This window comes from Micromonospora sp. NPDC002389 (genome assembly GCF_040296095.1).
Lineage (GTDB): Bacteria > Actinomycetota > Actinomycetes > Mycobacteriales > Micromonosporaceae > Micromonospora.
Window position 1 is genome coordinate 228,217 of the sequence record NZ_JBEOWP010000008.1, and the last position, 25,872, is coordinate 254,088.

The window sequence follows — 25,872 nt, forward strand, 5'->3', positions numbered from 1 at the left end:
GTGCGCGGTCAGAGGCGTTCGACGGTGGGGCCGGTGCAGCGGTTGCGGGTGTCGAAGACGTAGCGGGACTGCCGGGCCACCAGGTCGTAGTCGAACGCGTCGTGGTCGGTCACCACCACCACACCATCGGCCTCGCGCAGCTCGCGTTCGGTCAGGTCCACGATCAGCACCCCGTCGGGCAGGTGGTGCGCCTCGGCGTACGGTTCGACCGCGCGGACCTCGGCACCGAGGTCCCGCAGCCGGCGGGCCACGTCCACCGCCGGGGAGTCGCGCATGTCGCCGGTGTTGCGCTTGTACGCCAGCCCGAGCAGCAGCAGTCGCGCGCCGCTGACCGCCCGGCCGGAGCGGTTCAGCCCGGCCATCACCCGCTGCGCCACGTGCTCGGGCATCTCGTGGTTGATGTCGTTGGCCAGCTCGATGAACCGGAACTGCCGGCCCAGGCGTCGCTTGACCTGCCAGGACAGATAGCACGGGTCGATCGGCAGGCAGTGCCCGCCGACGCCGGGGCCGGGCCGGAACGGCAGGAAACCGAACGGCTTGGTCTCGGCCGCGTCGATGGCCTGCCAGACGTCGATGTCGAGCTGGTGCGACAGCATCGTCAGCTCGTTGACCAGGGCGATGTTGACCTGGCGGAAGGTGTTCTCGATCAGCTTGGTCAACTCGGCCACCCGGGTCGAGTCGACCGGGACGGTCTGCTCCACCAGCCGCCGGTAGAACGCGTCGACCCGGGCCAGGGACACCTCGTCGACCCCGGACACCACCTTCGGGGTGTTCTCCAGCCGCCAGCTCGGGTTGCCCGGATCGATCCGCTCCGGGCTGTACCCGAGGTGGTAGTCGCCGGGGCTGCGCAGCCCGCTGACCGACTCCAGCAGCGGGCGCAGCAGCTCCTCGGTGGTGCCCGGGTACGTGGTGGACTCCAGGATCACCGTGCAGCCGGGCCGCAGGTACGGCGCGATGCCGGTGCCGGCCTGCTCCACGTAGCTCAGGTCCGGGGTGCCGTCGCGCAGCGGGGTGGGCACCGTGATGACGCAGATGTCGAAGTCCTGCGCGTCGGCGTACTCGCTGCTGGGCCGGTACCGGCCGCTGGACAGGGCCCGGCCGAGCCGGTCGGCGGGGATGTCCGCCACGAACGACTCACCCGAGGCGAGCCGCTTGACCCGGTCGGTGTCGACGTCGAGGCCGACCACGTCCAGGCCGGCTTCGACGGCGCGCATGGCCAGCGGCAGGCCGACGTACCCCTGCCCGATGACGACCAACTTCTCCAGGCTCACCCGAGCTCCTGACCGGTAGAAAGTACCTGCTGGTCAGGAGCCTAGAGCGGAGTGTGACCCCGTACGTCCGTTTCGGTGATATAGGGGCTGGTGGGACTCAGCTCGCCTCGCCGTTGTCCGGCGGGTCGACCGGAGGCGGGGGCGTGGTGGTGGTCGGCGTGCTGCCGGGCGTCTGCGACGGCGTGGGGCTGGGCGTGGTCGGCTCGGGGCTGGTCGCGCTGGGCGTCGGCGACGGGGACCCGGTCGGCTCGCTGGGCTGCGGGCTGCTCGGCTGCGCCGACGGCGACTCGGTCGGGCTGGCCGTGGAGCCGGCCGGGCGCAGCGGCGGCACCCGGGCGGGGCTGCTCTCCTCGGTGCTCGACGGCGTCTCGGCGGGACCGGTGGCGTCGGGGCTCGGCGAGCTGGTCGGCAGCTTCACCGCCGGGGTGTCGGCCTCGCTGGTCGCGCCGAGCGCGGCGCCGAGGGCCACGAAGCCGACCAGCACGGCGGTGAGCGCGCCGACCAGCGCGCCGCGCCGACGCCGACCGGCCGGTGCGGCACCGCCCGCCGGGACGTCCGTGCGGGTGTCCGGGCCGGCCTCGCGCAGTGCTCCGGCGGCAGCCGGGACCAGTGCGGTCGGGAGTGACCCGTCGGAGACCGCGGCCCGCGCCGCCTCGGCCATCGCCGCGCCGCTGCTGAACCGGTCCGCCGGGTCCTTGGCCAGCGCGCGGGCGACCAGGACGCGTACCGCCTCCGGGATGTCGGACGGCAGGTCCGGCGGCGGGTCGTCGAGGTGCCGGACGGCGACCTGGAGCGGGTTGTCGCCGGTGAACGGCGGGCTGCCGGTCAGGCAGCAGTAGGCGACCGCGCCGAGCGCGTACAGGTCGGTCGCGCCGGAGACCGGGCGTCCGGCGGCCTGTTCGGGCGCCATGTAGAGCGCGGTGCCGGGCACCGCGTTGGTGCTGGTGATGCTCGTCACGTTGGCGGACCGGGCCACCCCGAAGTCGACCAGGACGACCGTGCCGTCCTCCTGCACCAGCAGGTTGCTCGGCTTCACGTCGCGGTGCACGATGCCGCCGAGGTGCGCGGCGTGCAGCGCCTGTGCCGCCTGCGCCACCACCGACATCGCCAGACCCACGTCCAGGCGACCCTCGGCCTCGATCCGCTTGGACAGCGGCTGGCCGGTGACGTACTCCATGACCAGGTAGTCGGCCCGGCCGCCGTCGGGCAGGTCGTCCTCGCCGCAGTCGTAGACCTGGACGATGCCGGGGTGGCGCAGTGCCGCCATGATCCGGGCCTCGGCGCGGAAGCGGGCGATGAAGTCGGGGTCGGAGACCAGCGAGGGCAGCAGCACCTTCACCGCGACCTGCCGGCCGAGGATCAGGTCGGACGCGCGCCAGACGTCACCCATGCCGCCGGTGGCGACGCGTTCGTCCAAGCGGTACCGACCGCTGAGTACGACCTCCGAAGACAACACGGCACCACCGTACCCACAAGGGGGCCGAGAGGCGCGCCGGCATGGCGACGCATCTTACCGCCGACCGTGTCCGACACGGGGCGTGTCGTGATGTGACGTGTACCGTGAGTCATGGCGTGTGGGTGGCTCGCCGACCCGCCGAGGTCAGGCGGCCGGGCCCGCCGGAGGTAGCGTCGGCGGACCGCGGTTCGTTACGGCGAAACACCGCACCGGCCGGTTGAGAATTGTCACTGTGCCGACCGGCCTCCAGCAGCTTGTCCGACCTGGGCGGACGCTCTAACGTCAGCCCGATCCGGGGAGCTCGCGAAAGTTCCGCCGGTGTGGTTGTGGATCGCGACGCTGTCGGGAAAAATCCGCTTCCGGGCCAGGGCGGTCCGTAGGCGAACAGGTCACGGGGGCGGGGTGCGGGAAGAGGTCCGGGTCGTGGACCGGGCCGGCACCGGATCGTCCGCCCGGCCCACGTCCCGCGAGAGAACCGGTGGACGGAAGCGGCAGTGCCATGACCGGTGAACTGAGCCAGGCGGTCGAGGCGGCCAAGAGTGGGGACGAGGAAGCCTTCCGCTTCCTCTATCGCAGCCTGCAGCCGGGGCTGTTGCGGTACCTGACCGCGCTGGTCGGCGCGGACGCCGAGGACGTGGCCTCGGAGACGTGGTTGCAGGTCGCCCGCGACCTGCCCAACTTCACGGGTGGAGAGTTCCGTGCCTGGGTCGTCACCATCGCCCGCAACCGGGCCATGGACCACCTGCGGCGGCAGCGCCGTCGACCGGCACTCCCGGTGCCGGTGCAGGAACTCAGCGAGTTGGCCGGTGACGCCGACACCGCCGAACGCGCCGGGGAGACCATCGGCACGGAGGCCGCCCTCGCCATGATCGCCAGCCTGCCACCCCGCGAGGCCGAGGCGGTCCTGCTCCGTGCGGTCGTCGGGCTCGACGCCGCGACCGCCGGACGCGTGCTCGGCCGCCGCGCCGGAGCGGTCCGTACCGCCGCGCACCGGGGACTACGGCGGTTGGCGCTGATGCTGGACCGGCAGGCCACCCAGGGCGACGTCCCGCCGCGTCCGCGTACCGGCCCCGCGCAGGCACCGCACGCCGAGCCGGTGGACGGCTGACGTGAGAGGACTGTGGATGAGGTGGCGTCGGTCGGGTACGGCCGTCTCCCGGGCCGCGCACGACCGGTTGCTCGACACCGCCGCCCCACCCTCGGCGTCCGGGCCGGACGACCCGCTCGCCGGGCTGCTGCGGGCCGCCGCCGCCCCGCCCCGCGACCACGAACTCGCCGGGGAACAGGCCGCTCTCGCCGCGTTCCGTGCCGCCCGGCAGGGGGCTGCGCCGGTCACGTCGCCGTCGGTCCGGCCGCGTCGCCGCCGCTTCACCGCCGGTGCGGTGGCCTGGATCGCCGGTGTCGCGGCGACCGCCACCGCCGGGGCCGCCCTCGCCGCGGTCAACCTCGACCGCCCGGAGCCGCCGCCGGTGCCCCCGGCCACCTCCGCCCCCGCCGAGACCTCCGCGCCCGCCAGCCCGACCCCGTCCGAGAGCCGGCCGGACACCACCGCCGACCCGACCGGGAGTACGCCCACCCCCGCGTCGCCGTCGCCCACCACGTCGTCCACCGGTTCACCCAGCCCGTCCGAGACGGGCACCCCCGAGGCGTCGACGTACGGCGGACCGCTCGACTCCGGTCACACCGGCCACTGCCGGTCGTACCTGTCGAAGTCCGAGCGGCAGCGGGAGAAGGCGATGGACAGCCCGGGCTTCGCCGATCTGCGGGACGCGGCCGGCGGTGCCGAGAACGTGGCCGCGTACTGCCGGGCGCTGCTCGCCGAGGTCGACCCGGACTGGCTGGCCAAGCACGGCACCGATCCGGACGACCCGCCGGCCACGGGATAGCGGCGGGGGCCACCGGCGCCCCGCGCACCGATTGCGACGGGAACGTGAATTCGGTTCGACGGAAGCGCCGACAGCGTGAAGATGTCACTGCGACGCGTTACGGTGACGATTACCGAGCCGGCATCGGACAAGGGAGCCGTTGCGTGGTCACCTCACCGGACGTCGATCACATCCCCGTGCTGCGGGATCGTGCCGCAGCCGCCCGACATCTCGCCCGGATCTGCTTCAAGACCGGCCCACCGACCTACACCGGTGTCGAGCTCGAATGGACGGTCCACGAGGCCGTCGACCCCACGCGTCCCGTCGACGCCGCCCGGCTGAGAGCGGCACTGGGGCCCTACAGCCCCGTCACACTGGATCGGACCAGCCCCGCCCGCAGACTGCTGCGGGGCGGCACGGTGACCGTCGAGCCCGGCGGGCAGGTGGAGATCTCCACCCCGCCGCAAGCCTCCGTCACCGCTCTGATCGACGCCACCCAGTCCGACATCGACCAGGTCACCCGCCTGCTCGACGCCGCCGGCCTGCGCCTCGGCCGCGCCGGCATCGACGCGTACCGGCCACCGCGACCGGTGATCGACACACCCCGCTACCGGGCCATGCGCCGGGTCTTCGACCGGCACGGCCCGGACGGCCGGACGATGATGTACAGCACCGCCGGCCTACAGGTCTGCCTCGACGCGGGTCGGCCCGAGCAGGTCGCCGCCCGGTGGGCGCTGGTGCACGCGGTCGGGCCGCCGCTGCTGGCCGCCTTCGCCACCGCCGACCGCCACGCCGGCCGGAACACCGGGTGGGCGTCGGCCCGGATGGGCGCGTGGGCCCGGATCGATCCGGCCCGCACTGCCCCGGTCTGGACACCCGAGGTGGCCGGCGTCGACCCGGTCGCCGCCTGGGTCCGGTACGCGCTGGCCGCCCCGCTGCTCTGCGTCCGCGACGACAGCGGCGACTGGACCCCACCGCCGGACGTGACGTTCGCCGACTGGATCGACGGGGCGTTGCCCCGCCCGCCCACCACCGACGACCTGGAATACCACGTCAGCACGCTGTTCCCGCCGGTACGGCCCCGTGGCTACCTGGAACTGCGCTACGTCGACGCCCAACCCGGGCGCGGCTGGACGCTGCCGCTGGCGGTGCTCGCCGCACTGCTCGACGCCACCGACACCACCGAGACCGCGATGGCGCTGGCCGCCCCGGTGGCCGACCGCTGGCTCATCGCCGCCCGGCACGGACTGCACGACCCGTGCCTGGCCACCGTCGCCGTGGGCCTGCTCGACCTGGCCCTGACGGCGCTGCCCCGGCTCGACCTGCCGGGTGCCCTGCACGATGAGATCGACCAGGGAGTACGACGACGGCGCGACGCCGCCCGGAGGAGGCAGCGATGACCGACACCACCACCAACCTCGGCGCGGAGGAGCTGCGCGCCCGGATCGCCGCAGAGCTGGACCGCACCCGGGCCCGCACCGTCGGGCTGACCGAGGCGGTCGACGACGGCGACCTGACCCGCCAGCACTCGCCGCTGATGTCCCCGCTGGTCTGGGATTTCGCCCACATCGGCAACCAGGAGGAACTCTGGCTGGTCCGGGACGTCGGCGGACGCGAACCGGTCCGGTGCGACATCGACGAGCTCTACGACGCCTTCAAGCAGCCCCGCAAGGACCGCCCGTCGCTGCCGTTGCTGCCGCCGACCGAGGCCCGGGCGTACGTGTCGACCGTCCGCGAGAAGGTGTACGACCTGCTCGACAGCGTCTCCTTCGAGGAGCGTCGACTGGTCACCGACGGGTTCGCGTTCGGGATGATCGTGCAGCACGAGCAGCAGCACGACGAGACGATGCTCGCCACCCACCAACTGCGCTCCGGTCCCGTGGTGCTGCACGCGCCGCCACCGCCGGAGCCGGCCGCCCGGGTGACCGGGGAGGTGCTGGTGCCGGCCGGCCCGTTCACCATGGGCACCGACACCGACCCGTGGGCGCTGGACAACGAACGCCCGGCCCACCGGGTCGAGCTGCCCGCGTACGTCATCGACGCCGCCCCGGTGACCAACGGGGCGTACCGCGAGTTCATCGCCGACGGCGGGTACGACGACCCGCGCTGGTGGAGCGAGGCGGGCTGGCGCCACCGGCAGGAGGCCGGACTGGGCGCGCCGATGCACTGGCGGCGTGACGGCGACGGCTGGGCGTACCGGCGGTTCGGCCGGTGGGACCGGGTCCGCGACGACGAGCCGGTGGTGCACGTCTGCTTCCACGAGGCGCGGGCGTACGCCGCCTGGGCCGGGAAGCGGCTGCCCACCGAGGCGGAGTGGGAGAAGGCGGCCCGGTGGGATCCGGCCACCGGTCGGTCCCGCCGTTACCCGTGGGGCGACGACGACCCCACCTCGGCACACGCCAACCTGGGCCAGCGACACCTGTGGCCGGCACCGGTCGGCGCATACCCGGCCGGGGCGTCGCCGCTCGGCGTGCACCAGCTCGTCGGCGACGTGTGGGAGTGGGTGTCGACGCCACTGCGCGGCTATCCCGGCTTCGCCTCCTTCCCCTACCGGGAGTACTCGGAGGTCTTCTTCGGCGACGACTACCAGGTGCTGCGCGGCGGGTCGTTCGGCACCGACCGGGCCGCCTGTCGGGGCACCTTCCGCAACTGGGACTACCCGATCCGTCGGCAGATCTTCAGCGGCTTCCGCTGCGCCCGCGACGCTCGACCCGAGGAGGCCGACCGGTGACGGTCGTGCCCAGGGTGGCCTGATGTGCCGCCACCTGGCCTACCTCGGGCCACCGCTGACCCTGCGGGAGCTGCTGTTCGACCCGCCGCACTCGCTGGTACGCCAGTCCTGGGCGCCCCGCGACATGCGGGGCGGCGGAACGATCAACGCGGACGGGTTCGGTGTCGGCTGGTACCCGGCGACCGGCGGCGATCCGGTGCGGTACCGGCGGGCGCAGCCGATCTGGAGCGACCCGACCATCGCCGACCTGGCGGCGGTCACCTCGACCGGTGCGGTGCTGGCCGCGGTGCGCTCGGCCACGGTCGGCATGGCGGTGGTGGACGCCGCCGCCGCGCCCTTCGCCGAGGGCCGGTGGCTGTTCAGCCACAACGGCGTGGTGCGCGGCTGGCCGGACGCGGTGGTGCCACTGGCCGCCACCCTGCCCGTCCGCGACCTGCTCACCCTCGACGCCACCACCGACTCGGCGCTGCTGTGGGCGCTGGTCCGGCACCGGCTGCGCGCCGGCCTGCCACCCGAGCAGGCGGTCGCCGAGACGGTCACCTCGGTCGCCGCGGCGGCCCCGGGTTCACGGCTCAACCTGCTGTTGACCGACGGCGTGACGGTGGTCGCCAGCGTGGCCGGGCACGCCCTGTCCGTCCGCACCACGCCGGACTCGGTGCTGCTCTCCTCCGAACCGCACGACGACGACCCGGCCTGGCGGGAGGTACCGGACGACCACCTCGTCACCGCCTCCGCCACCGGGATGCACCTGCGCCCCCTGACCCGGCCCGAGAACCACCACCGACCGCCCGACGGAAGGGACAACGGATGAGCACCGAGCCGCTGGAGGTCCACCTCGACGACCGGGACATCGGGCGCAGCCTGCGGCACGACGTCCGGGTCGGGTTGACCGCCGAGCCGAAGTGGCTGCCGCCGAAGTGGTTCTACGACGCGCGGGGCAGTGAACTCTTCGAGGAGATCACCCGGCTGCCGGAGTACTACCCGACCCGGGCCGAACGCACGGTGCTGGCCGCGCACGCGACCGAGATCGCGGAGCTGACCGGCGCGAAGACGCTCATCGAGCTCGGGTCCGGCTCGTCGGAGAAGACCCGGCTGCTGCTGGACGCCTTCACCCGGCGACGCGGTCTGGGCACGTTCGTGCCCCTGGACGTGTCGGCCAGCGCGCTCGCCGCGTCCACCGCCGCGCTCGCCGCCGACTATCCCGGGCTGCGGGTACGCGGCATCGTCGGCGACTTCACCCGGCACCTGGACCGGCTGCCGGCCGGTGGCCGGCGACTCGTGATCTTCCTCGGCGGCACCATCGGCAATCTGTTGCCGGCCGAGCGGGCCGAGTTCCTCACCCGGATGCGGGCCGCGCTGGAGGTGGGGGACTGGCTGCTGGTCGGTACCGACCTGGTGAAGGACCCGGCGGTGATCGTGCCCGCGTACGACGACGCGGCGGGGGTGACCGCGGAGTTCAACCGCAACGTGCTGCGGGTGCTCAACCGCGAACTGGACGCCGACTTCGACCCGGCCGACTTCGCCCACGTCGCGCTCTGGAACCCGGAGCAGGAGTGGATCGAGATGCGGCTGCGGGCGCAGCGGCCGGTCCGGGTACGCGTGCTCGACCTGGACGTCGCCTTCGCCGAGGGGGAGGAACTGCGGACCGAGGTGTCGGCGAAGTTCCGCCCGGAGGGGATCGCCGGGGAGCTTGCCTCGGCCGGGTTCCACGCCGAGCGCTTCTGGACCGACCCCGACGACCTGTTCGGCGTGACCCTGGCCCGCGCCGACTGAGAGCGGCCGGCAAGAGGACTGGCGGGGGTGTGTCGGGTCACCCGGCGGCCCGGCCGGCCGACGATCGGCTAGGCTGTGCCGCAGCGAAGGGGAGTAGCCCGCAACGCCGTGGTCGACATACTGGTGCGTTCCGCATCCGGCCACGCGGCCTCGTCATGACGGGGCGGGCGAGACCTTCGACCCAGGCTTAACAGCCGGGTCGAGGGCACCCCGTATCCTCCTCCCGGCCTGATCCGGAAGGACGTCATGGAGGGTTTCCTCGTCGCGCTGGCGGTCAGCTTCGGCGTGATTTTCGTTGCCGAGCTGGGAGACAAGTCCCAGCTCATGGCCCTGGCATTCGCCACCAGATACCGCACCGTGCCGATCCTGATCGGCATCACCGTCGCCACCGCCGTGGTGCACCTGGCCTCGGTGGCGATCGGTGTCGGGCTGGGTGCCGCCCTGCCCACCGGCTGGATCTCGCTCCTGGCGGGTCTGGCCTTCATCGGTTTCGGCCTCTGGACCCTGCGCGGGGACACGCTCACCGAGGAGGAGAAGCGCAAGGCGGCCAAGGGCGGCAAGTCGGCCGTCTTCGCCGTCGGTGTCGCGTTCTTCCTCGCCGAGCTGGGCGACAAGACCATGCTCGCCACGATCACGTTGGCCACCCAGTACGGCTGGTTCGGCACCTGGATCGGCTCGACCATCGGCATGGTCGCCGCCGACGCGCTCGCCATCGTCGTCGGCCGGCTGCTCGGCCGCAAGCTGCCGGAGCGGACCATCAAGTACGGTGCCGCCGCCCTGTTCGCGATCAGCGGCATCTGGCTGCTCGTGGAGGCGGTCGCGGAACTGACCTGACCCGGCGGGCACCGACTACCCGGGGCCCCGCCGGGTAGTCGCCCGCGTGGACGTCGACGTGCTCCTGGAACGCGGTCACCACTGGCTGGTGATCGCGGTGGAGCTGGTCGGCGCGGCGGTGATCGTCATCGGGGCGGCCTGGGCCGCGCTGCGGTTCGTGGTCGACGGGATCCGCTACCGCGACGCCACCGTGTTCACCCGGATCCGGCTGACGCTCGGCCGGTTCCTGGTGCTCGGGCTGGAGTTCCAGTTGGCGGCGGACATCCTGCGGACCGCGTTCTCGCCGACCTTCACCCAGATCGGTCAGCTCGCCGCGATCGCCGCCATCCGGACCGTGCTGAACCGCGTGCTCGGCCGGGAGATCGAGCACGAGCAGGAGCAGGTCAGCCGGCCGGGGCGGGCCTCGTGATCCCGGCGCTGGCCACGGTCGTCGCGGCGCTCGGCGTACTCGGTGCCGGGGTCGCGCTGGTCACCACCGGGTCCCGATCGACCGCGCTGCGGGTGCTGCTGGACATGCTGGTGGCCGCCGGTCTGCTGCGGCTGACCGGGGAGCAGACCTGGCGGGAACTCGCCGCCACCGTCGTGATCGTGCTGCTGCGGCGGATGCTCAGCAGCGCGTTGACGGAGAACTTCCGCTGGTCGGCACGCCCGGCCGAACGGGTCGGCCGGGCGTCCGGGGGCTGATGGCGCGCGCGGGCCTGCTCAGTCGGCGGGCCGCTGGTAGACGTCGGGTACGCCGTCCCGGTCGGCGTCCACCCGCTCTGTGCGGGCGATCGCCCGGTACCTGCGGTTGCGGGGGGCCAGCACCAGGGTGGCGCAGAGCGCCGAGATCAGCGAACCGCCGAGTACCGCCACCGTGACGTTGTCCCCGGCGGTGCCGGCCGTGCCGAAGGCCAGCTCGCCGATCAGCAGCGACACGGTGAACCCGATGCCCGCCAGCAGCGATACGCCGAGCAGGTCCGGCCAGGTGATGTCCTCGGCCAGCCTGGCCCGGGTGAACCGGGCCAGTAGGAAGGTGGCGCCGAGGACGCCGACGCACTTGCCGACCACCAGCCCGAGCACGATGCCGACGACGATCGGATCGGTGACGACCGCACCCAGGTCGGCGTCGCGCAGCGACACCCCGGCGGCGAAGAACGCGAAGACCGGCACGGCGATCCCGGCCGAGATCGGCCGCCACCGGTGTTCCAGGTGGGCGGCGAGGCCGGGCCGGTGGCGGCCGTCGCGTCCGCGCCCGGCCAGCACCGGCACGGTGAAGCCGAGCGCGACGCCGGCCACCGTGGCGTGCACGCCGGAGGCGTGCACCAGCGTCCAGGCCAGTAGGGCGAGTGGGCCGAGCGCCCACCACCAGGTGTGCCGGCGTTGCACCAGCAGGCCGAACAGCGCGATCGGCAGCACGGCGCCGAGCAGTGGCAGCGGATCGAAGTAATCGGTGTAGAAGACCGCGATGACGGTGATCGCGAGCAGGTCGTCGACCACGGCGAGGGTGAGCAGGAAGGCCCGCAGCCCCTGCGGCAGGTACGCCCCGATCACCGCCAGCACGGCCAGCGCGAAGGCGATGTCGGTGGCGGTCGGCACGGCCCAGCCGCGCAGCCCCTCGCCGCCGGCCGCGAGGTTCACTCCGACGTAGATCAGGGCGGGGGCCACCATCCCGCCCACGGCGGCGACCACCGGCAGCGCGGCGCGGCGTGGGTCGCGTAGCCCACCGGCGACGAACTCCCGCTTGAGTTCCAGCCCGACCACGAAGAAGAAGACCGCCAGCAGGCCGTCGGCGGCCCAGGTCGCCAGGTCGAGATCGAGGTGCAGGGGAGCGCCGCCGGGCCACGGCACCCAGGCGCCGAGCGCGGCGTACCCGTCGGACCAGGGGGAGTTCGCCCAGACCAGGGCGATCACCGCGCCGACGAGCAGGAGCGCTCCGCCGACGGTCTCGGTGCGTAGCACCTCGCCCAGGAACCGGGCCTCCGGCCAGGAGGTACGCGCGAAGAGACGCCACAGGCCGCGGCGTCGGGGTGGTGGGGTGGATGTGGACATGCCTGGTTCTCACCTCGCCGGTCGGGGACAGCACGACTGCCACGCCGACCAGGCTTCCCGGCACACCGTCCACGACCTTATCCAGCGGCACCGGTGGCGACGAGCCCGGGGCAGTGCCCCGCACCTGGTCACCGTGCGCGGATCCAGCACATCCCGACGGAGAAATCGCATTTTTCCCGGAGGAGAGGCGATTCCGACGGCCGGTCGGTCCGGTTGGGCATTGCGGGCGCGGTCCTCCACCGAGGAAAACCCCTAACTCCGGACATAACGCTTATGGGCGGCTTTAATGGTTCACGAGATTGAAGAGACCTTGGGGGTTTTCGTGAGTTTCTTTGGCGTTACCGGCCCGGTACGGAGGCGCGCCTGATGGACCTGTACCGCCAACTGCGCCTCGTCCGCCAGCGCTGGTGGATCGTCCTGGTCACCCTCGTGGTGGCCCTCGGGCTGACCGCCCTGGTCACCGTTCGGGCGCAGCCTCGCTACGTCGCCTCGGTCACCTTCTTCGTCACCACCCCGAGCCAGGGCGTCACCGACGCCTACCAGGGTGGTCTCTTCCTGCAACAGCGCGTCAAGTCCTACGCCGAACTGCTGACCAGCGACCGGCTGGCGCAGGCGGCGGTCGCGGACAACCAGCTCGGGCTGACCGCCGAGGAGGTCCAGCAGCGGGTCAGCACCTCGACCGAGACCGGCACCGTCCTGCTGCGGGCGTCGGTGACCGACACCGACCAGACCCGCGCGCTGCGCGTGACCGAGGCGCTCTCGGCGAAGTTCGTCGAACTCGTGCAGAAGGTCGAGGCCCGGCCGGACGGCAGCGCCGGACCCATCAAGATCGAAGTGGTCAGCGGGCCCCGGGTCACCCCCACCCCGGTCTCGCCGCAGCCGCTGCGCAACACCGCCATCGGCACCCTGATCGGCCTGCTGGCCGGTGTGGCCCTGGCGATCCTGCGCGGCATGGCCGACGTACGCCTGCGGGACGCCGCCGGTCTGCAACGGGTCACCGGCAGCCCGCTGCTCGGCGAGATCCCGATCGACGCCAGCGCCCGTACCGCCCCGCTGATCGTCGGCGACGCCGCCACCTCGGCGCGGGCCGAGGCGGTCCGCAAGCTCCGCACCAACCTGCGCTTCGTCGACGTGCACGAACCCGCCCGGGTCATCGCCGTCACCAGCGCGTTGCAGGGCGAGGGCAAGACCACCATGTCGTGCAACCTGGCCATCGCCCTGGCCGAGGCGGGCTGGCGGGTCCTGCTGGTCGACGCCGACCTGCGCCGGCCGAAGGTCGGCGACTACCTCGGCATCGACTCCGGCGTCGGGCTGACCGACGTGCTCGTCGGCGACGTCCAGGTCGGCGACGTGGTCCAGCGCTGGGGCGACAAGTCCCTGCTGGTGCTGCCCAGTGGCTCGGCCCCGCCGAACCCGAGCGAACTGCTCGGCTCCAAGGCCATGTCCGACCTGCTGATCGCCCTGCGTGAGTCCGCCGACATCGTCGTCATCGACACCGCGCCGCTGCTCGCGGTCACCGACGGTGTGGTGGTCGCGGTGCAGGCCGACGGCGCGTTGCTGGTCACCCAGCAGGGGCGTACCTCACGGGCGCAGGTGGCCGCCGCGGCCCGGGCGCTGCACTCGGTCTCGGTCCGGCTGCTCGGCTGCGTGCTGAACATGGCCCGGGTGCCCAAGGCGGAGGCATACCAGTACGAGGCGTACCGGGTGGTCGCCGAGACACCGGAGACGACGACCGCGACGGGCGAGCGGGCCGGTGCCGGTCGGCACGCCGAGCGTAAGCCGGTGGCCGACCTGCCCGATCACACCCAGGAACTCACCCGGCTGCCCCGATGAGCGCCGCCAGGGGGCGCAGCGACCGCTCGATCTCCTCCGCGCAGGCGCGGAAGTCGGCGGGCGTACCGGCGACCGGGTCGCGCAGGTCGTCGGCGTCGGCCGGGGCGGGTTGCAGCCGTCCCCGAGCCAGGGCGGCGGCGGCCACCGCGGCCTCCAGCGAGTCGTCCGGCTCGTCCGTCGTGGGCTCGGCCGCTGCGGCGAGCCGGCCGAACTGGCGCACCGTGAACGTCCGGTGCAGCGCCGCCGGCGCCAGCGAGGTGCAGATGCTGCGCTGGCGCCGGGTGGCGGTCAGCACCAGCACCGCCTCGGTCAGGTGCGCGGCGACGAGCCGCCGACTGCGGAACGCCGCTGGATCCGCACCGGTCCCGGCGGCGATCTCGGCGGCGTGCGGGTGCATCTCCAGGCCCTCGACGGCGTCGGTGCCGGCGCTCGCGACGGTCAGCGGGCGCCCGGCGAGCAGACGACGCGCGGTGTACTCGGCCATCGGCGACCGGCACAGGTTGGCGTGGCAGACGAACAGCACCCCGGTGAGCATGGGTGACCCCTTCGACGACGTGGCCGCCGGCGGCAGCGCCGCGACGGGGGACGACCGCCGGTGGCGACCGTCCGGTGAGGGGTTGCCGAGATCGTACGCAGCCGGGCCGCCGTGGTACCCGGCCGCCGCGCCGGACGGACGCCCGGCCAGGGAGGTGGCGGGATGCGGATCGGCCTGCTGACGTACCACTTCCCGCCGGAACCGGCCTTCATCCCCGGCAGCCTGGCCGAGGAGCTGACCGCCCGCGGCCACGAGGTACGGGTGCTGACCGGCTTCCCGGACTACCCGGGCGGGCACGTGTACCCGGGGTGGCACCAGCGCTGGCGTCACGAGACGCGCAGCCGGGGTCTGACCGTGCGGCGGGTGCCCCGGTACAGCACCGGTGACCTCACACCGCGCGGCCGCCTCGCCTCCTGGCTCTCCTTCGCCGGCAGCGCCTCGCTGGTCGGACGCCGGTTCCTCGCCGGGGTCGACGTGCTCTACGTGTACCAGCCGCCGGCCACCGCGTTCGCCACGGCGGCTCTGCTGCGCCTGCTCGGCCCGGTGCCGCTGGTGCTGCACGTGCCGGACGTGTGGGCCGAGGACCTGCCGGACGGCGGCGACGGGCGGTGGGCGGCCCGAGTGCGGGCGGCGATGACCCTGACCTACCGGGCTGCCACCGTGGTGGCGGTGACCGCGCCCTCGTTGCAGGACGCGGTCATCGGGGTCGGTGTCGACCCGGCCAAGGTCCGCACGGTGCTGAACTGGACCGACGAGCGGATCTTCCAACCCGCGACGGCCGGTCCGGCCGCACGTCGGCTGGTGCGTCGCGACGACCGGTGCGTGGTGATGCACGCCGGCACCATCGGGGCGCGGCAGGGACTGGAGACGGCGGTACGGGCGGCGGCCGCGCTGGAGAAGACCGTCGACCTGGTCCTGGTGGGCTCGGGCGCGGACGAGCGGCGGGTGCGGGGGCTCGCCGACGAACTGCGTGCCGACAACGTCCGGTTCGTCGACCGGCGCTCGCCGCTGGACATGCCGGAGTTGTACGCCGCCGCCGACTACCAACTGGTCATGTCCCGGGACCTGCCGGCGCTGCGCAGTGCCGTGCCGGACAAGCTCCAGGCGGCGCTCTCCTGCGGTGCGCCGGTCGTGGCGTCGACTGGCGGCGACACGGCAGCCCTGGTCGAACGCACCCGTGCCGGGCTCTCCTGCCCGCCGGAGGACTGGGCCACCCTTGCGGACCGGTTCTGGCTGGCCGCGCACATCCCTGCACCGGCGCGCGCCGAGATGGGCCGACGCGGCCGTGAGGCGTACCTGCGGGAGATGGCGTTGCCGGCCGGGGTGGACCGCATCGAGGCGCTGCTGCGGGCGGCGGCCGGCAACCCCCGCCGAAACACGAGTCACGACCGAAACTCACATATTGCCCGAGAGCGTCATTAAGTCACCAAGACGGTCGTTACCTGTTAGGAATATTGGTGGCTTGTGTCCGTATTTCGGAGTGGAGAATGGTGTGACGGAACGCGAGAGCCCGCGCCGTACCCGCAGCCGGTCCCGCCGGCGACGGCGGGCCCGACTGCGCCGTGCCCTGCTCGTCACGCTGGTGGTCGGCTCGCTCCTGGCGGGCGTCGTCGGATGGGTGGGGTTCCGGGGCTGGCAGGCCCGCGCGCACCTGGTCAACGCCGCCGGGCTGGCCGGTGAGCTGAGCGCGCACCTGGTCGGTGGCGACACCGACCGGGCGCAGCGGACCCTCGCCGCGTTGCAGGTGCAGTCCGGCGCGGCCCGTCAGGCCACCGCCGACCCCGGCTGGTGGACGGCCCAGCACACGCCGTACGCGGGAGCCAACCTCGCGGCTGTCCGGCAGATCTCCGTCGCCGTCGACGACCTGGCCCGCCAGGCGTTCCCGGCGCTGCTGCGGATCGACCTCGGCGGTCTGGTGCCGCGCGAGGGGCGGCTGGACCTGAGCGGGCTGCGGGGCGTCGGTGACGAGCTGGTCGAGGTGGACGCCACCGTCCAGCGGATCCGCGCCGAACTGTCCGTGGTGCCCGCCGACCGGCTGGTCGGGCAGGTGCGCGAGGCGCTCCAGGACCTGCGCGGCGAGATCGACCGGTTGGCCGCCATGACCTCGGCGTCCGGCAAGGCCGCCCAACTGCTGCCGCCGCTGCTCGGCGTGGACGGCGCACGTCAGTACCTGCTGGTGTCGCAGAACTCCGCCGAGCTGCGCTCCACCGGCGGCATGTTCGGCGCGTACGCGGTGATCCGGGCCAACAAGGGCCGCATCGAGATGGGCGACCAGGGAGCCAGCAGCGGCATGGGGATGTTCGCCACACCGCTGAAGATCCCGGCCGAGCAGCGGGCGCTCTGGGGCGAACTGCCCGGCATGTACCCCGCCGACGTCAACCTCAGCCCGCACTTCCCGACCGCCGCCGCGCTCTACCGGGAGATGTACCGGCGGCACAGCGGCGACACCGTGGACGGGGTGCTCGCCGTCGACCCGGTGGTGTTGTCGTACCTGTTGCAGGCCACCGGGCCGGTCCGGGTGCCCGGCGGCGTGTCGCTCAGCGCGGAGAACGCGGTGCGGACCCTGCTCAGCGACACCTATCAGAAAATGGCCCCGACGGAGCAGGACGCCTTCTTCGCCGCCGCCGCCGCGACCGTGTTCGACACCCTTTTTGCCCGTAACACACACCCGAACGGGCTATTGTCCGCTTTTAGTCGTTCTATACAAGAACGTCGGATACTGTTCTGGAGTGCCCATCCGGAGGAACAGCGGGTGTTCGGCGAGAGCCGGATGGCCGGGACGCTTCCGGAGCAGGACACCGTGCCCACTGTCGGCGTGTTCCTCAACGACGGCAGTGGCGCGAAGCTCGGCTACTACCTCCGGCAGACCGCCGACCTCACCGTCGGCGACTGCCACGCCGACGGTCGTCGCGAACTGCACCTCCGGGTGACGTTGCGATCCACCGCGCCGGCCTCGGGCCTCACCGAGTCCGTGCTCGGACTGGCCCAGGCAGGAGATCCGTACACGGTTCGGACCCTGGTCTCCGTCTACGGCCCGGCCGGCGGGGCGGTGCTCGACACCCACCTCGACGGTGCCGAGACGTCGGTCGGCAACGGCACCGAGCGACGCCGCCAGGTGGCCACGGTGAACGTCGAGACAGGACCGGGTGCAACCCGGACGCTGCAGGTCTCGTTGCTGACCGGCAAGACGGGCAGCGGCACGGCCGAGCTGTGGCTCACGCCCACCGCCACCCCATGGACCACCCATGTTGTCACCGCACCAAGCTGTACTCAGTAGGAGGGAACCAACAATGCGGCTATCCCGCATCATCATGGCGCTCACGGTCGGTTTGGCCGTGGTAGCCGTGCCGACCGCGGCGGGGGCGGCGCAGCCGCAGCCGACGCCATCCGTGAGCGGAACGCCCCAGCCACCGCCCTACACGCCGGTGCTGGCCTCGCTCACGGTGAACCGACCGACCATCTTCCTCGGTGAGACGGTCGTCCTGACCGGCCGCAACTACGGGCCGAACGAGACGGTCGACATCACCGTCACCACCCAGCCGCTGGCGGCACCCGCCGCCGGCACCGCCCGCCGCAGCGACGGCAGCACCGTCGCGATGGCTCCGGTCGCCTTCCAGGCCAGCGCGCCGCTGACCTTCACGGCCCGGACCAACGCGCGGGGCGAGTTCAGCCGCCGGTACACCCCGTCGGTGACCGGTCTGCTCACCTTCACCGGCACCGGCCGGGAGTCCGGCCGGACCGCCTCGACCGAGCTGCGCGTGCTGCACAAGAAGAAGCCGCACCTCCCGGTCACCGGCAGCAGCACGAGCACGCCGATGAAGGTCGGTGGCGGTCTCGTCGCCGCAGGCGCGGTCATGCTGCTCGGTACGGTGCTCTGGCGCCGCCGCCGCTTCGGCAGCGCGAGCTGATCCGACACCGCGGGCCCGTCCCGCAGTGAGCACCGGTGCCGGTGCCCGCCGTTCCCTCCGGCGGGCACCGGCACCGTTTCGTGGCCGTCCCGCGCCGTGGGTCCTACGTCGGGAAGGGGCGGGTTCGGCGTGCGTCGGCCAGCACGTCGGCCCACCACCGCAGCTCGTCGAGACACCCGCCCAGGCCGCGGCAGAGGCGGTCGTCCGGCGCGTACCGCTGCTGGTCGTTCAGGCAGTCCCACGGCGCGGGCAGGCCGATGACCCGGCGGGTGGTCACGACGTTGAGTTCGGCCAGCACGCCGCGGAGCTGCTCGATCGCGGCGTATCCGCCGTGCACGCCGTACGCCACGATCGTCGCGGGCTTCAGGCGCCACTCCGCGTAGTGCCAGTCGATCAGGCGCTTGAGCGAGGCCGGGTAGCTGTGGTTGTACTCCGGCATCACGAAGACGAAGGCGTCGGCCGCGTCGATCCGGTCAGCCACGGCGCTCTTCGGCCCACCGCCCGGATACAGGAGACTGTCGTCGGGCAGGAGCGTGCCGGCAAGGTCGATCAGATCGACGTCGGCGGCGCTCCCCAGCGCGGCGACGACCCAGTCGGCGATCGTCGGCCCCATCCGGTCCTTGCGCACGCTCGCCGAGATCACGGCCACGCGTACGCCGGGTGGTGGGGTGCCGTCGTGCTGTTCATTCGAAGCGGTCATAGAGGTGAGGTTCCATGTTGAACATTGGTTGAAGTCAAGTCGGGGCGTGACTACGGTGCGGACATGACCGTGAAGCCGGCTTCCTCGATGACGCTCACCGTCGGCGACGTCGCCGTCCGCAGTCGCGTCGCCCCGTCCGCCGTACGGTTCTACGAGAGCCATGGCGTGATCAACGCAGTCCGCACCGCAGGCAACCAACGCCGTTTCGAGGAGTCGGCCGTGTGCCGCATCGAGATCGCCCGGGTCGCCCAGCGGGTCGGCATGACCGTGCGCGAGATCGCCGTCCTCTTCGACGGCCTGTCGGCGAACCCGACGCCCGAGGAGTGGGGTCAGGTCGCCCACCGGCTGGTCAGCGAGGCCGAGGAACGACTGGCCGACCTCAGGACGCACCTCGCTGCCCTGGAATCCGGCACCAGGCTGTGCGACATCGGGCGCGCCGAACCGGTCCGGTGAGCACCCGTGGGGCCTTGACTTCACCATATGTTCAACTGTGATCGTGCGTCGTATGAGCGAACGGACGTACGACCTCCGGCAGACCGGGCACCGCATCTCATCCCTCGTCGACCACGCCACGATCGTCGGTCTGGGCACCTCCACCCGCGAGGCGCACGAACTCTTCGGCCTCGTCGAGCAGACCACCCACGCGCTGATCGAGTCCGGATTCCGCGTCCTCGCGGTGCTCGACAACCCGCGGATCGGTGAGCGGTACGACGATTTCGTCCAGGGGCAGGAGACCGATCTCGACGCGGCGCTCGGCCAGGCGTGGGGGCCGTGGCGGACGTCCGAGATGCGCGAGGCGCTCGGTCGGCTGCGCCGGCGCAACGAGCGGCATCCGGCAGATCCGGTGCGGATCGTCGCGATCGGTGGTTCGCGCGTGTTGCCCGCCGACTACGACCGTGTCGTGGGGCTGCTCGCGCGGCGGGACGCGACGACGGCGACACAGGTCAATGAGGTGTTCGACGTGATCCGCACCGCCCACGACGACGGCGAGCATGTCCGACGTGCGCGCGGCACCCACCCGGGTACGCCCTTCGTCGACCTCGCCCGCACCGCCCACGACCTGGTCGCCCGCCTCGACCGGGGCCCGGAACGTGACGAAGCGCTGTCGATGCTCGATGCGATCGTGGCGCACCATGCCAACGCCATCGGCGTGGGACACGACCTGGCGCGGGAGGAACGGGCCGCTGCCGATCGGCTCCTCGCACACCAGCGGCGCACCGGTGACCGCATCGTCTTCTGGGAAGGCAGCGCGCGCGTCGCGGCCCACGAGGTCATGACCGGCGGCCATCTCCGGGCGGCTCTCGGCGACGGGTACGCCGCCGTCCATCTCACCTTCGGCCATGGCCGGATTCCCGGCCGCGACCTTCCCCCGGCGAGCCCGGACTCGCTGGAGGCGGTGCTGCTGACCGGCGAGGACGACGACGTACGGGTCGTGGACCTGCGCGCGCCGGATCCGACCGAGATCGCCCCGCTTCTCGGCCGGCCCGCGAGGACCCGAGTGATCTCCGGGATGTACGACCCCGAGCGCGACGAGGAGCACTACCACGAACTGCCGTCACCCCGTTACAGCTTCGACGTCGTCGCGGTCCTCCCCACGATCAGCGCCATCCACCCGATATAGACCGCCCCGCGCTGTTGATCAAGAGGTTTCGGTGCTTTCGGGGCTCATCGAGCACCAAAACTTCTTGATCAACAGGGCGAAGGCGGGGGGTGGGGTGGGGGTGGGGTGGGTGGGTTAGATCAGGCCTTGGGCGAGTGTGGCTTCGGCTACTCGGCGGAAGCCGTTGATGTTGGCGCCGGCCACGTAGTCGCCGGGTAGGCCGTACTCCTCGGCGGTGGCCCAGCACCGCGCGTGGATGTCGCGCATGGTCTCGCGCAGGCGCTGCTCCGACTCCGCGAACGTCCACGACTCCCGGGCGGCGTTCTGCTGCATCTCCAGGGCACTGACCGCCACCCCACCGGCGTTGGCGGCCTTGCCGGGCGCGAACCGGACCCCGGCCCGGCCCAGGATGCGGACCGCCTCCGGGGTGGTCGGCATGTTCGCGCCCTCCACCACCGCGACGCAGCCGCCGGCGACGAGCTGCGCGGCCTCGGCGCCGCCGATCTCGTTCTGCGTCGCGCACGGCAGGGCCAGGTCGCAGGGGACCTCCCAGGGGGTACGCCCGGCGACGGCGACCGCGTGCGGCACCTCGCGTACGTAGTCGGCGAGCCGGTCCCGGCGGCGCTCCTTCAGCTCCCGCAGCACGTCGAGGTCGATGCCCTTCTCGTCCAGGACGTACCCGGCCGAGTCCGAGCAGGCGACCACGGTGCCGCCGAGCTGGTGCACCTTCTCGATCGCGTAGATCGCCACGTTGCCGGAGCCGGAGACCACCACCCGCTTGCCGTCCATGCTGTCCCCGGTCTGGGTGAGCATCTCCTCGGCGAAGAACACCGCGCCGTACCCGGTGGCCTCGGTGCGCGCCTGCGCGCCGCCGTACGACAGGCCCTTGCCGGTGAGCACGCCGGACTCGTACCGGTTGGTGATCCGCTTGTACTGGCCGAACAGGTAGCCGATCTCCCGGCCGCCCACCCCGATGTCACCGGCCGGCACGTCGGTCTGCGCGCCGATGTGGCGGTACAGCTCGGTCATGAAGCTCTGGCAGAACCGCATCACCTCCCGGTCCGAGCAGCCCTTGGGGTCGAAGTCGGCACCGCCCTTGCCGGCCCCGATCGGCAGCCCGGTGAGCGCGTTCTTGAAGATCTGCTCGAAGCCGAGGAACTTCACGATGCCCAGGTAGACCGAGGGGTGGAAGCGCAGGCCGCCCTTGAACGGCCCGAGTGCGCTGTTGAACTCCACCCGGAATCCCCGGTTCACCCGGACCCGACCCCGGTCGTCCTCCCACGGCACCCGGAAGAGGACCTGCCGCTCCGGCTCGCAGATCCGCTCGATGATCCGGGCGTCGGCGTACTCGGTGTGGCGGGCCAGCGCCGGGCCGATGCTCTCCAACACCTCCCGTACGGCCTGGTGGAACTCGGGCTCACCCGGGTTGCGGTTGACCACACTGGCGAACACCGACTCGACCGTCTCCGGCATCACCGACACGTCCTTCCGGTCCGGGCACGGCGTCGTTGCCGCGCCTCGTCACCGCCGTCACAGCGGTGCCCCCGGATACGGATGGTGACCACCGTCCGGTTCACTGACGGCGTGGACGAGACGATCTGGACGACGGTACGCACCGCGCGTGACTGGCTGGACGCGACCAACGGCACCGGGGAGGCGGAGCTGACCTGCCGGATGCTCAAGCTTACCGAGGAGGCGGGTGAGGTGGCGGGCGCCTGGATCGGGTACCTCGGCCAGAACCCGCGCAAGGGGGTCACGCACACCCGGGCGGACGTGGCGGCGGAGCTGGCCGACGTGGCGTTCACCGCGCTGGTCGCCATCGAGAGCCTGGGCCTGGACGCCCGGGAGGTCCTCGGCGGCTGCGCCGGCAAGGTCGCCGGGCGGCTGGAGTCGCCGGCCGAGGGTGAGGTTCGTCGCCGAGTTGACTGATCCGACCCGCCCCCTGGCGCGTACCTGCTGGTAGGGGACCGTGGAAGGGGACGTGGCATGGCCGAGTCGGAGCACGAGGCGTACCGTCCGACACCCTCGGGACGGGGGTCGGGAGACGAGGTGCCGGTGCCACCGGTGACCGTCGGTGACGAGACGCTACACGCAGACGGCGTGACCCTGGGTGACGAGGCGGCCGTGAGTCAACACGAGTCCGGCGCCCCGGACGAACCCGGGACCCAGGGCCTGCCCGGCGAAGAGGACGAGCGGGACCAGCCCGCACGTCGGGACGAGCCGGGGGGCCCGGCCGACGTGGCGGCCGGTCGGCCGACCTGGTCGGCCGGGGCGCGGCTGCTCGCCGCCGCGGCGGTGCTGATGCTCGGGCTGGGCGCGACCGCAGTGGTGGTGATCCTCTCCGACCCGCACCGACTCGGTCGGGTCTTCTCCGGCGACCTGCCGGAGGTCACCGCCGCGCCCGACGGCACCAGCGGACTGGGCGGTGCGGCCCGGGCGGCGGCGCAGCGTCCCGAGCAGGTCGAGACCGCGCCGTTGGAGGGTCGCCAGCGGGCAAGCTTCGAGCTGGTCGACGGGGTGTCCCGGTTCGACCTGCGGGTGACGGACCTGGGGGAGGAGCTGTACCGGATCATCACCCCGGCCGAGTCGGTGACCCGGCTCCGCCCGGAGCTGGCCGGCGACCGGGTGCGGCTGCGGCTGACCCGGGACGGTGACGGGCCGGGCGAGGTCGAGGTGTTGCTCAACGCCCGGGTGCGTTGGCAGGTGTCGCTCACCGGCGGAAGCACCGAACGGCGGCTGGACCTCGCCGCCGCCCGGCTCAGCGGCCTGGAACTGTCCGGTGGGGCGACCCGGACCACGCTGCGGCTGCCCGCCGTGGAGGGACTGGTCGTGGTGCGGGTCACCGGCGGGGTCAACCGCTTCGACGTCACCGTGGTCGGCAGCGTCCCGGTCCGCGTCCGGTCGGTCGCCGGTGCCGGCGCGGTCGCTGTGTACGACGAGCGCCTCGACGGCGTCGCCCCGCAGACGGTGCTCGGGTCGCCGGGCTGGGACCGGGCCGCCGACCGGATCTTCCTGGACCTGGTGGCGGGCGCGAACCGGGTGACCGTACGCGGAGGCTGAGCGGGTCCGGCGCACCGGCGTACAGTCGGATGGTGGAACGTGCCGAGTCGATGCCCGCGCAGACCCGACCGCCCGGTGTGGCCACCGTCGACCCCGGCAGCGTCCTGTTGCCCGGCCACGACGTGCCGTTGGGGCGCTACACCACGGTGCGTCGGCTGCTGCCGCAACGCACCCGCCGGATGGTCGGCGCCTGGTGCTTCGTGGACCATTTCGGTCCGGACGACGTGGCACAGCGGCCGGGCATGGAGGTGCCCCCGCACCCGCACACCGGCCTACAGACCGTGACCTGGCTTCTCGACGGCGAGATCCTGCACCGGGACAGCCTCGGCAACGTGCAACCGATCCGGCCCGGCCAGCTCAACGTGATGACCTCCGGTCACGGGATAGCCCACTCCGAGCGGTCCCCGGCCGCCCATCCGCCGCTGATGCACGGCGTGCAGCTCTGGGTGGCGCTGCCGGACCCGGCCCGGGCCGGCGCGGCCGACTTCGCCCACCACGCCGAGCTGCCCCGGTGGCGCGACGGCGACCTGGACGTCACCCTGCTGGTCGGTGACCTCGGCGGCGAGGTTTCGCCGGCCCGGGTGCACACCCCGCTGCTCGGCGCGCAGCTCGACCTGCGCGGTGCGGGTCCGGTCGCGGTGCCGTTGCGCCGCGACTTCGAGTACGCGCTGCTGGCGCTCGACGGCGTCGCCGAGGTGGACGAGGTGGCGCTGGAACCCGGGGCGCTGCTCTGGCTCGGCACCGGCCGGGACGCACTGACCGTGCGCGGCGGGCCGGGGACCCGGCTGATGCTGCTCGGCGGCACGCCGTTCGAGGAGCCGCTGGTGATGTGGTGGAACTTCGTCGGCCGCAGCCACGAGGAGATCGCCACCGCCCGGGAGGACTGGATGGCCGGTCGGCGGTTCGGCGTGGTCGCCGACGACCCCGACCCGCCGCTGCCCGCCCCGGCACTGCCCACGGTCCGGCTCAAGGCCCGGGACCGTTCGGGCGGCTTCCACTGACCGCGTCGTAGGCGTGGCCGCCGTCGGCGCGGGTAACAGCCGGCATGACCAGCACCGTCTCCACCGTCGAGGACCGCAGACGCCTGGCCCGGCGGCTCGCCGGCAGCGGCCGGGGTTTCGCCGAGCAGTACGGCTTCCGGGTCACCAACAACCCTGCGAGTCTGTTTCAGGTGCTCTGCCTGGCGGTCCTGCTGGCCCGCCGGGGCGACTTCCGGCGTGCGCTGGACAGCGCGCACGCGCTGTCCGACGCCGGTTGGGACAGCGCGGCCCGGCTGGCCCGTGCGCCCCACGCCGACCTGGTCCGGGTGCTGCGCGAGCGCGGCCGGCGCGGTGACGCCGACGCGGTGGCCACGCTGCTCGGCGATCTCGCCCGGGCGGTACGCGACGAGTACGGCGGCGACCTGCGCCGGCTGCGTGCCGCCGCCGGCTACGACCCGGCTCGGCAGCGGGCCCTGCTGGCGGCCCTTCCCGGGGTGGACGGCGAGGCGGTGGACCTGTTCCTCCGCGAGGCGCAGGCGCTGTGGCGGGAGGTCGGGCCGGTGGCCGATCGGCGTGCCCTGACCGCCGCCCGTCGCCTCGGTCTGGGCCGGTCCGCCGAGGACCTCGCCGCGCTGTCCGGTGGTCGCGAATCGGAGCGCTTCGCCTGGCTCGTGGGGGCGCTGGCGCGGGTCGATCTGGAGCGGCGGTATGCCGAACCGGCCGGATGAATACCTTTGTCAGCACCCCCTGTCCGTTCGGCTGATGGCGTGGGGTAGGGTGGTCGCAGTAGCAGCCACCCGGTTCGGGTGGTTGTCGCCGTCTGGTCAGGGCGACCCGGTTCGGGTTCGCCGTGCCACCAGGGCAGGCGATTACGTAGCGGCGCTCCCGGTCGCGGTTCGCGACCGGGGCGCCCGCCTGTCGGAGCCCTGTCGGGTGCACCGACCTCGACACGCCGACAGCCGGTCCGGGCGGTTCGCCCGTCGACCGGCCGTCGGATCAGATGCTGCGCAGGTGCTGCGACACCCGTTGGTGGCGCTTGTCGCGTCCGACCGCGCCGCGCTGCGCGTCGTCGGCGTCCTCGCTCGCGTCGATGTGCGCGGAACGGGCCACCTCGGTGCTGTTCGCGTAGTCCACCGGCGGCAGCGCGCGCAGGGCCTGCACCACGTCCGGCGGCGCACCCTCGCGTTCGGCCTCGCGGACCACGTCGTCCTTGCCGGCGGGGTAGTCCAGGCTGGACAGGTACTGCAGGACATCGGCGTAACTCGCCATGGGTTCGGCTCCTCCCGGCTTCGATC

General features: G+C 72.9%; 26 protein-coding genes. 19 read left to right on the top strand and 7 right to left on the bottom strand.

Annotated features, from left to right (window positions below):
* Positions 1 to 8: 8 nt before the first annotated feature.
* Together ABT008_RS17680 and ABT008_RS17685 are read right to left on the bottom strand one after the other, a co-directional pair.
* Positions 9 to 1,271, bottom strand: coding sequence for a nucleotide sugar dehydrogenase (locus ABT008_RS17680; RefSeq protein WP_350697290.1), 1,263 nt, complete (start codon positions 1,269 to 1,271; stop codon positions 9 to 11).
* 97 nt (positions 1,272 to 1,368) lie between these two features.
* Positions 1,369 to 2,727, bottom strand: a complete 1,359-nt coding sequence (locus ABT008_RS17685; protein ID WP_350697291.1) for a serine/threonine-protein kinase — start codon at positions 2,725 to 2,727, stop codon at positions 1,369 to 1,371.
* Between the two features lie 499 nt (positions 2,728 to 3,226).
* On the opposite strand from ABT008_RS17685, the gene ABT008_RS17690 reads away from it, so the two are divergent.
* From ABT008_RS17690 to ABT008_RS17730, 9 genes are all read left to right on the top strand, one after another.
* On the top strand, positions 3,227 to 3,835 hold the full coding sequence (locus tag ABT008_RS17690; RefSeq protein WP_350697292.1) for an RNA polymerase sigma factor: 609 nt from the start codon (positions 3,227 to 3,229) through the stop codon (positions 3,833 to 3,835).
* A gap of 16 nt (positions 3,836 to 3,851) precedes the next feature.
* Positions 3,852 to 4,613, top strand: a complete 762-nt coding sequence (locus ABT008_RS17695) for a hypothetical protein (protein ID WP_350697293.1) — start codon at positions 3,852 to 3,854, stop codon at positions 4,611 to 4,613.
* Between the two features lie 143 nt (positions 4,614 to 4,756).
* Complete coding sequence (egtA, locus tag ABT008_RS17700; protein WP_350697294.1) at positions 4,757 to 5,992, top strand: ergothioneine biosynthesis glutamate--cysteine ligase EgtA; 1,236 nt, start codon at positions 4,757 to 4,759, stop codon at positions 5,990 to 5,992.
* Entirely contained in the window at positions 5,989 to 7,323 is a 1,335-nt protein-coding gene (gene egtB, locus ABT008_RS17705) for an ergothioneine biosynthesis protein EgtB (protein ID WP_350697295.1), read from the top strand. Before egtA ends, egtB begins: the two co-directional genes overlap by 4 nt.
* A 22-nt stretch (positions 7,324 to 7,345) precedes the next feature.
* Positions 7,346 to 8,134 carry an ergothioneine biosynthesis protein EgtC gene (gene egtC / locus ABT008_RS17710; protein WP_350697296.1) on the top strand — a complete coding sequence of 263 codons (789 nt, stop codon included), beginning with the start codon at positions 7,346 to 7,348 and terminating at the stop codon, positions 8,132 to 8,134.
* A complete protein-coding gene (egtD, locus tag ABT008_RS17715; protein ID WP_350697297.1) occupies positions 8,131 to 9,096 on the top strand; it encodes an L-histidine N(alpha)-methyltransferase in 966 nt (321 codons plus the stop codon). Before egtC ends, egtD begins: the two co-directional genes overlap by 4 nt.
* Before the next feature lie 246 nt (positions 9,097 to 9,342).
* Positions 9,343 to 9,930 (top strand): TMEM165/GDT1 family protein, encoded by a 588-nt coding sequence (locus ABT008_RS17720; protein ID WP_350697298.1) that lies wholly within the window; start codon positions 9,343 to 9,345, stop codon positions 9,928 to 9,930.
* A 46-nt stretch (positions 9,931 to 9,976) separates the two neighbouring features.
* On the top strand, positions 9,977 to 10,339 hold the full coding sequence (locus ABT008_RS17725) for a DUF1622 domain-containing protein (RefSeq protein ID WP_350697299.1): 363 nt from the start codon (positions 9,977 to 9,979) through the stop codon (positions 10,337 to 10,339).
* A complete protein-coding gene (locus ABT008_RS17730) occupies positions 10,336 to 10,614 on the top strand; it encodes a hypothetical protein (protein WP_350697300.1) in 279 nt (92 codons plus the stop codon). Before ABT008_RS17725 ends, ABT008_RS17730 begins: the two co-directional genes overlap by 4 nt.
* 18 nt (positions 10,615 to 10,632) lie before the next feature.
* Here the strand turns inward: ABT008_RS17730 and nhaA are convergent, their stop codons facing one another.
* Positions 10,633 to 11,961 carry a Na+/H+ antiporter NhaA gene (gene nhaA / locus ABT008_RS17735; RefSeq protein WP_350697301.1) on the bottom strand — a complete coding sequence of 443 codons (1,329 nt, stop codon included), beginning with the start codon at positions 11,959 to 11,961 and terminating at the stop codon, positions 10,633 to 10,635.
* Positions 11,962 to 12,327: 366 nt separating this feature from the next.
* On the opposite strand from nhaA, the gene ABT008_RS17740 reads away from it, so the two are divergent.
* Entirely contained in the window at positions 12,328 to 13,794 is a 1,467-nt protein-coding gene (locus tag ABT008_RS17740) for a tyrosine-protein kinase domain-containing protein (protein WP_350697302.1), read from the top strand.
* On the opposite strand, the gene ABT008_RS17745 is transcribed toward ABT008_RS17740, so the two are convergent.
* Positions 13,775 to 14,329, bottom strand: a complete 555-nt coding sequence (locus ABT008_RS17745; RefSeq protein ID WP_350697303.1) for an arsenate reductase/protein-tyrosine-phosphatase family protein — start codon at positions 14,327 to 14,329, stop codon at positions 13,775 to 13,777. The two genes, ABT008_RS17740 and ABT008_RS17745, sit on opposite strands and share 20 nt — an antisense overlap.
* Positions 14,330 to 14,491: 162 nt before the next feature.
* Here ABT008_RS17745 and ABT008_RS17750 point away from each other — a divergent pair, with 162 nt between their 5' ends.
* From ABT008_RS17750 to ABT008_RS17760, 3 genes are all read left to right on the top strand, one after another.
* Complete coding sequence (locus tag ABT008_RS17750; protein WP_350697304.1) at positions 14,492 to 15,751, top strand: glycosyltransferase family 4 protein; 1,260 nt, start codon at positions 14,492 to 14,494, stop codon at positions 15,749 to 15,751.
* 70 nt (positions 15,752 to 15,821) lie between these two features.
* Complete coding sequence (locus ABT008_RS17755; RefSeq protein ID WP_350697305.1) at positions 15,822 to 17,606, top strand: DUF4012 domain-containing protein; 1,785 nt, start codon at positions 15,822 to 15,824, stop codon at positions 17,604 to 17,606.
* A 112-nt stretch (positions 17,607 to 17,718) separates the two neighbouring features.
* Entirely contained in the window at positions 17,719 to 18,237 is a 519-nt protein-coding gene (locus ABT008_RS17760; protein WP_350697306.1) for a hypothetical protein, read from the top strand.
* Positions 18,238 to 18,340: 103 nt separating this feature from the next.
* Here the strand turns inward: ABT008_RS17760 and ABT008_RS17765 are convergent, their stop codons facing one another.
* Positions 18,341 to 18,937 carry an NADPH-dependent FMN reductase gene (locus tag ABT008_RS17765; protein WP_350697307.1) on the bottom strand — a complete coding sequence of 199 codons (597 nt, stop codon included), beginning with the start codon at positions 18,935 to 18,937 and terminating at the stop codon, positions 18,341 to 18,343.
* A 63-nt stretch (positions 18,938 to 19,000) separates the two neighbouring features.
* Here ABT008_RS17765 and ABT008_RS17770 point away from each other — a divergent pair, with 63 nt between their 5' ends.
* Entirely contained in the window at positions 19,001 to 19,390 is a 390-nt protein-coding gene (locus ABT008_RS17770) for a MerR family transcriptional regulator (protein ID WP_350697308.1), read from the top strand.
* A 52-nt stretch (positions 19,391 to 19,442) separates the two neighbouring features.
* A complete protein-coding gene (locus tag ABT008_RS17775) occupies positions 19,443 to 20,558 on the top strand; it encodes an erythromycin esterase family protein (protein WP_350697309.1) in 1,116 nt (371 codons plus the stop codon).
* A 114-nt stretch (positions 20,559 to 20,672) separates the two neighbouring features.
* Here the strand turns inward: ABT008_RS17775 and gdhA are convergent, their stop codons facing one another.
* Positions 20,673 to 22,010 carry an NADP-specific glutamate dehydrogenase gene (gene gdhA, locus ABT008_RS17780; RefSeq protein ID WP_350697394.1) on the bottom strand — a complete coding sequence of 446 codons (1,338 nt, stop codon included), beginning with the start codon at positions 22,008 to 22,010 and terminating at the stop codon, positions 20,673 to 20,675.
* A gap of 111 nt (positions 22,011 to 22,121) precedes the next feature.
* On the opposite strand from gdhA, the gene ABT008_RS17785 reads away from it, so the two are divergent.
* Genes ABT008_RS17785 through ABT008_RS17800 form a run of 4 tightly spaced genes read left to right on the top strand, consistent with a single transcriptional unit; the run spans position 22,122 to position 25,305 of the window.
* Complete coding sequence (locus ABT008_RS17785) at positions 22,122 to 22,466, top strand: MazG-like family protein (protein WP_350697310.1); 345 nt, start codon at positions 22,122 to 22,124, stop codon at positions 22,464 to 22,466.
* Positions 22,467 to 22,523: 57 nt separating this feature from the next.
* Positions 22,524 to 23,597, top strand: coding sequence for a hypothetical protein (locus ABT008_RS17790; RefSeq protein ID WP_350697311.1), 1,074 nt, complete (start codon positions 22,524 to 22,526; stop codon positions 23,595 to 23,597).
* Between the two features lie 32 nt (positions 23,598 to 23,629).
* Positions 23,630 to 24,598 carry a pirin family protein gene (locus ABT008_RS17795; protein ID WP_350697312.1) on the top strand — a complete coding sequence of 323 codons (969 nt, stop codon included), beginning with the start codon at positions 23,630 to 23,632 and terminating at the stop codon, positions 24,596 to 24,598.
* Positions 24,599 to 24,642: 44 nt separating this feature from the next.
* Complete coding sequence (locus tag ABT008_RS17800; protein WP_350697313.1) at positions 24,643 to 25,305, top strand: HhH-GDP family DNA glycosylase; 663 nt, start codon at positions 24,643 to 24,645, stop codon at positions 25,303 to 25,305.
* A gap of 268 nt (positions 25,306 to 25,573) precedes the next feature.
* On the opposite strand, the gene ABT008_RS17805 is transcribed toward ABT008_RS17800, so the two are convergent.
* Positions 25,574 to 25,846 carry a DUF2795 domain-containing protein gene (locus ABT008_RS17805; RefSeq protein WP_350697314.1) on the bottom strand — a complete coding sequence of 91 codons (273 nt, stop codon included), beginning with the start codon at positions 25,844 to 25,846 and terminating at the stop codon, positions 25,574 to 25,576.
* Positions 25,847 to 25,872: the final 26 nt, after the last annotated feature.